The organism is Helcococcus bovis (assembly GCF_046035835.1).
Taxonomy (GTDB): domain Bacteria; phylum Bacillota; class Clostridia; order Tissierellales; family Peptoniphilaceae; genus Helcococcus; species Helcococcus bovis.
Map to the genome: position 1 here is coordinate 49892 of NZ_JBFNGB010000011.1, position 11778 is coordinate 61669.

The following is an 11778-nucleotide window of genomic DNA, read 5'->3' on the forward strand; positions in this document are numbered from 1 at the left end:
TGATATAGTGTAACGATTTTAATCCTACAATTTTGTTATTTATTTTACAAATAAATAACAATAATGTAAAATAGATACATTTAAGGAGGTGTTATGAAGTTAAGTATTCAAAGTTTAAAAAAGAACTTCAGTGATAAGGAAGTTTTAAGAAATGCTAGTTATGAATTTGAAAATGGGAAAATTTATGGACTACTAGGTAGGAATGGTGCCGGAAAAACTACACTATTTAATATTTTGTATAGTGAGCTTGAAAAAGATGATGGGGATATTAAATTCTTTGATGATGAAGCTTTGAGAAATCCTAAAGTTGAAGACATAGGAATGGTATTTGCAGAAACACATTTACCAGATTTTTTAACAGCATATGAATATATTAAATTTATTATTGATATAAACAACCCGAATGAATTATTTAAAATAGACACATATTTTGATGAAATGAGTATTGAACAAGAGGATAGACATAGACTTTTAAAAGATTTTTCATCAGGAATGAAGGCGAAAGTAGCTTTGTTGGCAATTTATATTCAAAAACCTAAAATAATCTTACTTGATGAACCTTTAACAGCAGTTGATGTCGTAAGTGCTTCTGAAATAAAGAAATTTTTTAGATCATTAAAAGACGATCATATAGTTATAATTTCAACACATATGCTAGATTTAGCTAAAGATTTATGTGATGAAATTGTGTTATTGCACAATGGTAGATTGCAGTCATTGAGTAATCTTGAAAAAGATGAAAATTATGAAAGTAAGATTGTAGAAGCTTTAAAGGAAGAAAAAGATGTTTAGAGCGATTAGTATAATTAAGAAAAAAGAATTTTATTCTAACTATAATTTTATAATTTATTATTTACAAAGAATACCATTAATAGGAAAATTATTTAAGAATAAAGCATATAATATAAGTGTTGCTGATGATTTGCTTTTCTTTATTTCAACAATTTGGCACTTTATAAAAAAGATTTTTTCAAAGTTATTATTTTATGGTATTATTTTTGGAATAAATTTAAAAATGTTGAAAGATATTTTAAATGATTTTGGAAAAAATAATGGCTATAAAAATTTGGAAAACTTACAAAATGGAGATATTTTATTCTATTTAATTTCATTCAGTTTGTTTTTAGGTGTGTTTGCTTATATTTCGCATTTTTATGAAAACACTAAAGAAAATTATTTATATATCAAACAAATGAAAATGAATCCGAGAGAATATCATTTGAGCCTATTTTTTTATGATGCAATTATTTTTATCTCGACTTTTACTATTTCTAATAGGATATTATTTTTAATATTTGGAATAAATATTGATGCACTAAGAATATTGTATTTTGTAATATTTGGATATAGCTTAAGATATTTAGCAGCTGTGATATTCCTTAAATTTAATTTTAAGAGTAAAACATTTTTGAAAAATTTAAATATAGTTTCATGGATATGTGCAGCGATTATATTTATTGGATCTTTAGCGATTATATTTTTCATAAAAAAATTAATAGATTTTGGTGTATTATATGATGTTAAATTTGGAATAATAGGAATTTTAATTTTTGTGATTTCAACATACTTAGCGCTTAAAAGAGATAATATTGAAGAAGTTTCATATAGATTCTTAAACTACAAGGAACTTTCTGAAGTTAATGTAAAAGAAATTAATAAAAAACAATATTCTCTTTCTGAAAAGAAATTATCAAAAGATGAAAAAGATTTTTCAAAATATAGTGGAATAGAGTATATTAATAAAATATTTTTTCATAGAACACTAGGTGCGATTAATAAAAAACTTTTAATTCAAGGAATAGTTAAATCTGTAATTTTGATTGTGATAGCTGTAGTTGCATATTTTTCATCTGGAAATAATGATAAAGAATTAGTAGAAAATGTACCGAAATATTATCCTTTAGTCATATTTGCATCAGGGTATTTATTATTTAATGCTGATTTTTTCATAAAATATTGTTTTGCAAATATGGATTATAGTTTATTAAAATATAGCTATTATCGAAGAAAAGATTTTTTAATTAAATCAGTAAAAATAAGAATGATACAACTATTAAAATTACAATCTGTTGTATTTTTAGTTTTAATAGCATCTATAACAAGTGTAGCTATAAGTTTTAAATTTTCACTTTATAACTTAATTTTGTGTTACATTTATGCAATAGTTTCACTTTTATTCTTTACGCTTCATTACTTATTTGCATATTATATAATACAACCATTTAATAAAGACATAGAAGCTAAGAATCCACTATATTCAATGTTAACATGGCTTATTTATATGATTTCATATATTTCAATATTTTTTGGATCTGCAAATAAGTATGTATCATGGGGACTATTAGTATTTTGCATAATATATGTAATTTTAGGATTTGTAGGAATTAAATATTTAGCAGTAAAGAGATTTAAATTGAAATAAAGAGGGACTTATGGAAGAAATAAGAATAACTAAAGATTTTGAGAATTCAAGAGAATTTGAACAATATACACATATGCTAGAAGGAGTTTCTACAATTTTAGAAACATTTGGTAATCCGTATTTTGTACCACATGATTCAGCATTAACCGATAAATCAGTTATGAATGGTAAAGAAGTGTTAAACTTTGGAAGTTATAATTATTTGTGTTTATCAGGAGATCCTGAGGTTAATCAAGCTGCAAAAGAAGCAGTTGATAAATATGGTACAAGTGCTAGCGGAAGTAGATTATTAGCTGGTGAAAAAACTCTTCATAAAGAATTAGAAAAAGCTATTGCAGAATGGAAGCATACAGAAGACTCAATAGTTTTAGTTGGAGGACATTCAACAAATGTAACATTTGTTGGTAATTTTTGTAATGAAAGAGATTTAATATTGTATGATATTTTGATGCACAATTCTGTAACTGAAGGTATTAGAATGAGTAATGCTAAATCTAAGAGATTCAAGCATAATGATTATGAAATGCTTGAAAGATTAGTAGAAAAAAATAGAGATAAGTATGAAAAAATTCTTATAATCGCAGAAGGTGTGTATAGCATGGATGGAGATATTGCACCTATTGACGAATATGTAAGAATCAAGAAAAAATATGGATGCTTCTTAATGGTTGATGAAGCACATTCAGCATGTGTAATTGGTGAAAATGGAAAAGGTGTTGATGAATACTTTAACTTGCAACCAAATGATATTGATATAAAAATGGGGACATTATCTAAAGGATTGGGAACTTGTGGTGGATATTTAGCTGGAAAACACAGTTTAATTGAATATTTAAGATATTCTTTACCAGGTTTTGTGTTCTCAGTAGGGATTTCACCGGTTTTAGCCGCTGCAACAAAGAAATCTGTAGAATTACTTCAAAGAGATAATAGCAGAGTTAAGAGTTTACAAGCTAATATTAAATATTTTATCGAACAAGCAAAACTTAGAGGATTAGATACTTGTTTAGCTAAAGAAAGTGCTATAATTCCAGTATATGTAGGTGATGAATCTATGTCATTTAAATTAAGTATGGAATTACAAGATGAAGGAATTTTTGTTCCACCAGCAGTTTATCCAGCTGTACCAAAGAAGAGAGCTAGATTGAGATTCTGTTTAACAAGTGGGCATACATTTGAACAAATAGAATGCGCATTAAATAAAGTTCAAGAATTGATGAAAAAAGAGGGATTATTATAGTGTCAAAAGTAGTTGTAATAACAGGAGCTTCAAAAGGAATAGGACTTGAAACTGCTAAAATTTTCAAGAAAAATAATTATATAGTATATGATTTAAGTAGAACGGGTAAAGATACTGAAATTTCAAGTCATATTTATTGTGATGTTAGCGATTTTAATACTGTTGAGAAGGCTATAGCTGAAGTTATTGAAAAAGAAGGTAGAATAGATGTAGTTATTTCTAATGCTGGATTTGGAATTTCTGGATCGGTTGAAGGACATTCTTACGAAAGTATTAGAAGTCAGATTGATGTGAATTTTGTTGGATCATCATTTTTAGCCAATGCAACATTAGGACATTTGAGAAAAACTAAGGGGCGTATAATCTTCATGTCTTCAGTTGCAGCTGTTATACCTATACCATTTCAAGCAATTTATTCAGCAACTAAAGCGGCGATACTTTCATTAGCTCAATGTTTGGATAATGAATTGCAAGGATCAGGAGCAAGATCGATTGCTTTATTACCAGGAGATTTATCTACATCATTTACAAAAAACAGAATTAAAAATAAAATAGAACCTGATTTTTATAAAACAAGAGTTGAAAATTCAGTTGGAAAGATGGAAAAAGATGAAATTAATGGTATGCAACCAACTGTGATAGCTAATAAATTATATAAATTAGCAACACAAAAAAATCCTAAAGTAAAAAGTAGTGTAGGGATATTATATAAATTTGCATTAGTTTTAGGAATGTTATTGCCTGTTAGATTAAAACAATTTATAATAAAAAAAATGTATGCTTAAAATGTAAAAAGTCAAGAGAAAAACTTGACTTTTTAAACGTTTAGATATAAAATATATTGATGTATCAGAGTTACCGTCTGATAATAATTACGTAGGAGGTATAATATGAGAGATAAGGTAAAACTTGCATGTTCAGAATGTAAACAAAGAAACTACGATACAATGAAAAACAAGAGAAATACTACAGATAGGATTGAACTTAAAAAGTATTGTAAATTCTGTGACAAACATACTACACACAAAGAAACAAAATAGGAGTTTAGTATGAGTACAGAAAAAAAAGGATTCCTAAAAGGAATTAGAAATGAATACGGAAAAATAGTTTGGCCGACAAAAAGAGAATTGCTAAAAGCTACATTTGTTGTTATTGTAACAATAATTGCTGTTTCAGCAGTTACAAAATTGCTTGACATGCTATTTGGATTTTTACTATCATTTACTGTTTAATAAGGAGTTAAAATGAACAACGAAAATATTGAACAAGCGAATTGGTATGTTGTTCATACTTATTCAGGATATGAAAATAAAGTTAGAAGTAAAATAGAAAATATGATTGAAAATGGGAAGGCTCACAATGTATTTGACGTGAAAGTTCCTATGGAAGAGTACGAAGATATTAAAGGCGGAAAAAAAGTTTCAAAAGAAAGAAAGATTTTTCCAGGATATGTACTAATAAAAATGATTGTTGATTCTAAAAATTGGTATTTAATTAGAAATACAAGAGGTGTTACAGGATTTATTGGACCTGATGGAGAACCAGTGCCTTTGAGCGCTAAAGAAATCAGAGAATTTGGGATTGAAAAATCAGAACCAATTCAAACTGTAAAACAAATTGTAGAAATTGATTTAGAAATTGGTGATGAAATAGAAGTTATTTCAGGACCATTTAGTGGATTTAATGCTAAAGTTACAGGAATCAATACTGAAAAACAATTTGTTACTGCATTAATCGATATTTTAGGTAGAGATACAGCAGCAGAGATAGAATTTACAGATATAAAACAATAATCGTTTTATTTAGTGGGAGGAAAGTCCGCAATTAACCACATTAGTTATTTAGGAGGATATAATGGCTAAAAAAGTACAATCAATAGTTAAATTACAAATACCTGCAGCAAAGGCAACACCTGCACCACCAGTTGGTACAGCTTTAGGGCCAACAGGTATCAATATTATGGAATTTACAAAGGCATTTAATGCTAAGACACAAGAACAAGTAGGATTAATTATTCCTGTTGTAATCACAATCTATGCAGATAGATCATTTACATTTGTTACAAAAACACCACCAGCACCAGTTTTAATTAAAAAAGCTTTAGGATTAGAAAGTGCTTCAGGTACACCAAACAAAGTAAAAGTAGGACAATTAACAAAAGCTCAAGTTAGAGAAATTGCTGAAACAAAAATGCCAGATTTAAATGCAGCATCATTAGAAGCTGCAGAAAGCATGATTGCTGGTACAGCAAGATCAATGGGGATTACAGTCGAAGAATAATAGTGGGAGGTTAACAACCGTTTAACCACAAGGAGGAAAATATGCCAAGAGTAGGTAAAAGATTTAAAGAAGTATCAAATTTAGTAGATAGAGAAAAATTTTATGAACTAGAAGAAGCAGTTGAATTAGTAAAAAAAGCTGCAACAGCAAAATTTGATGAAACAGTAGAATTACACTTAAAATTAGGTGTTGACTCAAGACATGCTGACCAACAAGTTAGAAATACAGTAGTATTACCAAATGGTACAGGTAAAGATGTTAAAGTTGCAGTATTTGCAAAAGGTGAAAAAGTTAATGAAGCTTTAGAAGCTGGTGCAGATTTTGCAGGTGAAGATTTAATCGATAAAGTTCAAAAAGAAAACTGGATGGACTTTGACGTAGCAATCGCAACACCAGATATGATGGGACAAGTTGGTAAAGTAGCTAGAGTTTTAGGACCAAGAGGTTTAATGCCAAATCCTAAAGCTGGTACAGTAACATTTGATTTAGCAAAAGCTGTTAAAGAAGCAAAATCAGGTAAAGTAGAATATAGAACAGATAAACAAAATATCGTTCACGTTGCTGTAGGTAAAGCAAGTTTTGGAGATAAAGAATTATTAGAAAATATTAAAACATTAATTCGTTCAGTTATCAAAGATAAACCAGCTTCAGCAAAAGGTAAATATTTAAGATCTGTAACAGTAACAAGCACAATGGGACCTGGAGTTAAATTAAATACTGTTAAATTAATGGAATTATAAAATTTTTATAATTTAATATTGCATTATTTTTTATAATGTGATATAGTAGACAAGTAAATTAAATAGGCTGCCAAAGACTATAGGTGGGATTTCCCTTAATTTCCTATATAGGAGCGATTATATGATTATTAACTCTCCTTATGTCTTTATGTCATGAGGAGATTTTTTATTAAAATTGTTCAAAAGTAGCCAAGAATTTTGGAGGTGAAAAGTGAGTCAATCAGCATTATCATTAAAACAACAAGTGGTAAGCGAGATTAAAGATGCTATTCAAAACTCTAAATCTGTAGTAGTTGTAGAATACCGTGGATTAAACGTAGAACAAGTATCCGATTTAAGAAACAAGTATAGAGCTGAAGGTGTTAGCTATAAAGTATATAAAAATACAATGGTTAAAATCGCTTTAGAAGAATTAGGATATGAAGGATTTGAAGAATATCTAGCAGGACCAAATGGTTTTGTATTCAGCAATGAAGATATGGTTGCAGGACCAAGAATTACAGTTAATTTTGCAAAAGAAAATGAAAAATTAGTTGTAAAAGCAGGTTTACTTGATGGAAAAGTAGTTGATGCGGAAGATGTAAAAGCATTAGCAAAATTACCAACAAGAGAAGTATTAGTAGCACAAGTATTAGGTGGATTAAACGCACCTATCGCTGGATTTGCAAATGTATTGCAAGGAACATTAAGACAAGTAGTTTATGCATTAAACGCAGTAAAAGAAAAACAAGAGCAAAATGCTTAATTTATGGAGGATAAAATGTCAGAAAAAGTAACAAAATTAGTAGAAGAAGTAAAAGAATTAACAGTTTTAGAACTATCAGAATTAGTTAAAGCTTTAGAAGAAGAATTTGGTGTATCAGCAGCAGCACCAGTAGCAGCAGTAGCAGCAGCACCAGCAGCAGGCGGAGAAGCAGCTGCAGCAGCAGAACAAACAGAATTTGATGTTGTTTTAGCATCAGCAGGTTCAGGAAAGATCAAAGTAATTAAAGTTGTTAGAGAAGAAACAGGTTTAGGATTAAAAGAAGCTAAAGAAATCGTTGATGGCGCACCAAAAACATTAAAAGAAAAAGTTTCTAAAGAAGAAGCTGAAGCATTAAAAGCTAAATTAGAAGAAGCTGGCGCAACAGTAGAAATCAAATAATTTAATTTACACACTATTTAGAAGAGCAGATTTATCTGCTCTTTTTTTATGGTGATTTCTTCTAATAAGATTTTTTAGGAGTAATGTTTATTGTTCATCGTTTCCTATATTTGATATAATAGTCGTGAAAGGATTTTTTATGAAAAATATATCTATACTGATTAAACCTGCATCATCTTTATGTAATTTGAGATGTAAATATTGTTTTTATGCTAATGTATCTGATCTTAGAGAAGTGAAGTGTCATGGAATTATGAGTATTGAAACTTCAAAAAAACTAATAGATAATGTATTTTCGGAATTATACCATGGAGATACAATTAATATTGGTTTTCAGGGCGGAGAACCAACAATGGCTGGAATAAGTTTTTTTAAGGATTTTATTGAATATGTAAAAACTAAAAATCAAAATGTTCAAGTAAATTATTTTATTCAAACTAATGGAACATATATTAATCCCGAATGGTGCGAATTTTTAAGAAAAAATAATTTTCTTGTAGGTCTATCTTTAGATGGATATGATGAAAATCATAATTTGAATAGATTAAACGATAAAAAAATGTTCACATTCAATCGTGTTATGAGTACTAAGAGAATGTTTGATAAATTTGGTGTAGAGTACAATGTATTAACAGTTTTAACTGAACGATTATCAAATCATGCTAAAGAAGTTTTTGATTTTTTGATAAAGGAAAATATAAAATATTTGCAATTAATACCGTGTTTAGATGATTTAAATGTAAAAAAAAAGGGGGAACATGCTCTTACTCCGAAAGGATTTTATAAATTTTATAAAGAACTACTTCCTTTATGGAAAAATGAATTTGAAAATGGAAATTACATTTCTATAAAATTATTTGATGATATTTTTAATTTATTTGTAAATGGTCAAGTTAATGCTTGTGGTCTTGCAGGTTCATGTTCAATTCAATTTGTAATTGAAAGTGATGGAAGTGTTTATCCTTGTGATTTTTACGCTCTTGATAAGTATTTACTAGGCAATATCACAAAAAACAAATTGTCAGAAATGTATAGTAGTTCTGTAGCGTATGAATTTATAAATTCTAGACCGATTTCGTTACTAAATGAAAAATGCAAATCTTGTAAATATTTTAATATGTGTAGAGGTGGATGCAAGAGGATGGCGAATTCAATGTATGTTGATGAAAAAGGTTTTTGTGGATATGAGTCTGTTCTGGATATATTTGTACCAAATGTTGAGAATATATTAAGAATTTTTGATAGTAAATATTCAAAAATGCTATAATTATTAAAAGGGGAAATTATGACAGAACAAAAAATAAATTATCAATTAAAATTAGAAGAGATTATCAAAGAAGAAACAAAAAAAGGTAGGATTCCGAAACTTTTACTTCACAGTTGCTGTGCTCCATGTAGTACATATGTGTTAGAGTATTTAACTCCATATTTTGATATTACAGTTTTATATTACAATCCAAACATTCATCCTACAGAAGAATTTTACAAGAGAGAAGCTGAACAAGAGAGGTTTATAAATCTTGTTGAGAAAGTAAACAAAATTGAACTTATGAAAACTGATTATGATCCAAAAGAATATTTTTCAGTAGTTAAGGGGCATGAACTTGATAAAGAAGGAGGCCCACGTTGTGGTATTTGTTTTAATTTGCGATTAGGATATGCTGCGAAGTTTGCTAAAGAACATGGATTTGACTATTTTACAACTACTCTTTCTATTTCTCCACATAAAGATGCTCAGTTAATCAATCACATTGGAGAAGAATTAGAGCAAAAATATGATGTTAAATATTTATACGCAGATTTTAAGAAAAAGAATGGATTTAAGCGTTCTTTAGAGCTTTGCAATAAATTTGATATATACAGACAAAATTATTGTGGATGTGTATTTTCTCTAAAAGAAGCAAATGATAGGAGAAAGCAAAAAGAATTAGAAGAACAAAAATTAATGGAAGAATTGAAAGAAGATATCAAGGGAGTAAATGCAAAATAGTTTGCATTTTACTCTTTTTTATCATACAATTATAGTAACTTAATAATATTATCAAGAGAGACTGAGGGAATAGCCCCAATGACGTCCAGCAACCTATTAGGTTAGGTGCTAAATGCTACAGGTTATCACCTGAAAGATAAGACAGACAGCCTTACTCTTCAGTGAGGTATTTTTATTTTAAATGAAATTTATATAAGGAAGGGAAAAATGAAAAAATTATTAACATCAGAATCAGTTACACAAGGTCATCCAGATAAAGTTTGTGATCAAATATCAGATGCTATTTTAGATGCATATTTAAGTCAAGATGAAAATTCAAGAGTTGCGTGTGAAGTTGTAGCTTCATATAATACTTTATTCATAACAGGAGAAATTACATCAAAAGGAAATGTAGATGTAGAGAGAGTTGCAAGAGATGTTATTGCAAAAATTGGATACAACAAAAAAGAATATGGATTTGAGTCTGAAAAATGTGAAATCATTATAAAACTGAATGAACAATCTCCCGATATTGCACTAGGAGTTGATAATTCTCAAGAAGCTAAAGATCACAGTACTGACCCATATGATAAAATTGGTGCAGGAGATCAAGGTATGGTATTTGGTTATGCAACAGATGAAACTGAAGAATATATGCCAATGCCTTTAATTTTATCTCATAAATTAGCTAAAAAACTTGCAGAAGTTAGAGAAAGTGGAGAATTAAATTATTTGAGACCAGATGGTAAAACTCAAGTAACAGTTGAATACGTTGACGGTAAACCTAAAAAGATTGAAACAATTTTAATTTCAACACAACATGATGAACATGTTACATTAGAAACAATTAGAAAAGATTTAATAGAAAAAGTTATTGCACCAATAATTGATGAATCTCTTGTTGATGAAAATACGAAATATCTAGTAAATCCAACAGGTAGATTTGTTATTGGTGGTCCAGTAAGTGATAGTGGTCTTACAGGTAGAAAAATCATTGTTGATACTTATGGTGGATTTTCAAGACATGGTGGTGGTGCATATTCAGGAAAAGATGCTTCAAAAGTTGATAGATCAGCATCATACATGGCAAGATATATTGCTAAAAATATGGTTGCTGCAGGACTTGCTAAAAAGTTAGAAGTAGGTGTTGCCTATGCAATAGGAATTGCAAAACCAGTTTCAATTTATGTAGATAGCTATGAAACAGGCGTTTTAGATGATGATAAATTAACAGAAATAGTTAAAGAAAAATTTGATTTAAGACCAGCGGCAATAATTGACACTTTAGGACTTAAAAAACCTATATTTGCACAAACTGCAGCATATGGACATTATGGTAGACATGATGTAGACTTACCATGGGAAAGATTAGATAGAGTTGAAGAATTGAGAAAATTAATATAGTAAAACCCAAAAATCAATTAACGGCACTGGTTCACGATCCTTGAATGTCCCAGAAAAGTTGATTTTTGGTTTTTTATTAGTGTACGGTCATTATGTTAAAATATAGTCAATATATTAAATTTTCATACATTAATAAGGTTATTATTAAATTAGTATGATGAATTAATAGGATGATTTGAAAATGTTCATACTATTATATAGATATTGCTGAAGCTGTATGATGCTAAATTCTAGAATTTCTTAAAATCATCATACTAATTGAGTGATATTCATAAAAGTGTATGAAAAAAATATTTAATTTTATATTAATCAATCATACCTATATAACTTTAGTTATAAAAGTGTATGATTAAAATGGAATTTTTCTAAATTTAGTTCATACAAATATAAGGTAAATACCAAAAGAGTATGAATAAAACCGATAAATTGCTAAAAAGCATTCATACTTATATTAAAGTTCGATTGATTAAGTATGAAAATAAAATAGAAAAGTTAAAATAAAACAAAAATCAACGTAGGCACCTACGAGGAGTTCGCAAGAACTCGAAGATCAGTGCTGAGAGTTGATTTTTGTTTTTT

The 11778-nt window shown here is 28.6% G+C and carries 14 protein-coding genes, 1 riboswitch and 1 other annotated feature; all 14 genes read left to right on the forward strand.

The features are described from left to right. The first annotated feature begins 93 nt into the window (after positions 1-93). On the forward strand, positions 94-792 hold the full coding sequence (locus tag ABGF48_RS04925) for an ABC transporter ATP-binding protein (protein ID WP_408105222.1): 699 nt from the start codon (positions 94-96) through the stop codon (positions 790-792). Continuing rightward, complete coding sequence (locus tag ABGF48_RS04930; RefSeq protein WP_408105223.1) at positions 785-2422, forward strand: hypothetical protein; 1638 nt, start codon at positions 785-787, stop codon at positions 2420-2422. Before ABGF48_RS04925 ends, ABGF48_RS04930 begins: the two co-directional genes overlap by 8 nt. 10 nt (positions 2423-2432) lie before the next feature. Then, positions 2433-3662, forward strand: a complete 1230-nt coding sequence (locus ABGF48_RS04935; protein ID WP_408105224.1) for an aminotransferase class I/II-fold pyridoxal phosphate-dependent enzyme — start codon at positions 2433-2435, stop codon at positions 3660-3662. Beyond that, positions 3662-4447 (forward strand): SDR family NAD(P)-dependent oxidoreductase, encoded by a 786-nt coding sequence (locus tag ABGF48_RS04940; RefSeq protein ID WP_408105225.1) that lies wholly within the window; start codon positions 3662-3664, stop codon positions 4445-4447. The genes ABGF48_RS04935 and ABGF48_RS04940 overlap by 1 nt, the downstream gene beginning before the upstream one ends. Before the next feature lie 105 nt (positions 4448-4552). Then, positions 4553-4702, forward strand: coding sequence for a 50S ribosomal protein L33 (gene rpmG, locus ABGF48_RS04945; protein WP_408105226.1), 150 nt, complete (start codon positions 4553-4555; stop codon positions 4700-4702). A 9-nt stretch (positions 4703-4711) separates the two neighbouring features. Beyond that, a complete protein-coding gene (gene secE / locus ABGF48_RS04950) occupies positions 4712-4894 on the forward strand; it encodes a preprotein translocase subunit SecE (RefSeq protein WP_408105227.1) in 183 nt (60 codons plus the stop codon). Between the two features lie 12 nt (positions 4895-4906). Further along, a complete protein-coding gene (nusG, locus tag ABGF48_RS04955) occupies positions 4907-5455 on the forward strand; it encodes a transcription termination/antitermination protein NusG (protein WP_408105228.1) in 549 nt (182 codons plus the stop codon). 61 nt (positions 5456-5516) lie between these two features. Next, positions 5517-5942: a 50S ribosomal protein L11 gene (gene rplK, locus ABGF48_RS04960; protein WP_408105229.1), complete on the forward strand. Its 426-nt coding sequence runs from the start codon at positions 5517-5519 to the stop codon at positions 5940-5942. A gap of 41 nt (positions 5943-5983) precedes the next feature. Beyond that, positions 5984-6682 carry a 50S ribosomal protein L1 gene (gene rplA / locus ABGF48_RS04965; protein ID WP_408105230.1) on the forward strand — a complete coding sequence of 233 codons (699 nt, stop codon included), beginning with the start codon at positions 5984-5986 and terminating at the stop codon, positions 6680-6682. A 52-nt stretch (positions 6683-6734) separates the two neighbouring features. Further along, positions 6735-6859, forward strand: a sequence feature (ribosomal protein L10 leader region). Between the two features lie 34 nt (positions 6860-6893). After that, on the forward strand, positions 6894-7427 hold the full coding sequence (gene rplJ, locus ABGF48_RS04970; RefSeq protein WP_408105231.1) for a 50S ribosomal protein L10: 534 nt from the start codon (positions 6894-6896) through the stop codon (positions 7425-7427). A 15-nt stretch (positions 7428-7442) separates the two neighbouring features. Beyond that, positions 7443-7826 carry a 50S ribosomal protein L7/L12 gene (gene rplL, locus ABGF48_RS04975; protein WP_408105232.1) on the forward strand — a complete coding sequence of 128 codons (384 nt, stop codon included), beginning with the start codon at positions 7443-7445 and terminating at the stop codon, positions 7824-7826. Between the two features lie 139 nt (positions 7827-7965). Next, positions 7966-9093 carry an SPASM domain-containing protein gene (locus ABGF48_RS04980; RefSeq protein ID WP_408105233.1) on the forward strand — a complete coding sequence of 376 codons (1128 nt, stop codon included), beginning with the start codon at positions 7966-7968 and terminating at the stop codon, positions 9091-9093. Positions 9094-9111: 18 nt separating this feature from the next. Continuing rightward, positions 9112-9816 carry an epoxyqueuosine reductase QueH gene (locus tag ABGF48_RS04985; RefSeq protein ID WP_408105234.1) on the forward strand — a complete coding sequence of 235 codons (705 nt, stop codon included), beginning with the start codon at positions 9112-9114 and terminating at the stop codon, positions 9814-9816. A gap of 45 nt (positions 9817-9861) precedes the next feature. Further along, positions 9862-9959: riboswitch (SAM riboswitch) on the forward strand. Between the two features lie 64 nt (positions 9960-10023). Further along, positions 10024-11199 (forward strand): methionine adenosyltransferase, encoded by a 1176-nt coding sequence (gene metK / locus ABGF48_RS04990; protein ID WP_408105235.1) that lies wholly within the window; start codon positions 10024-10026, stop codon positions 11197-11199. Positions 11200-11778 lie beyond the last annotated feature (579 nt).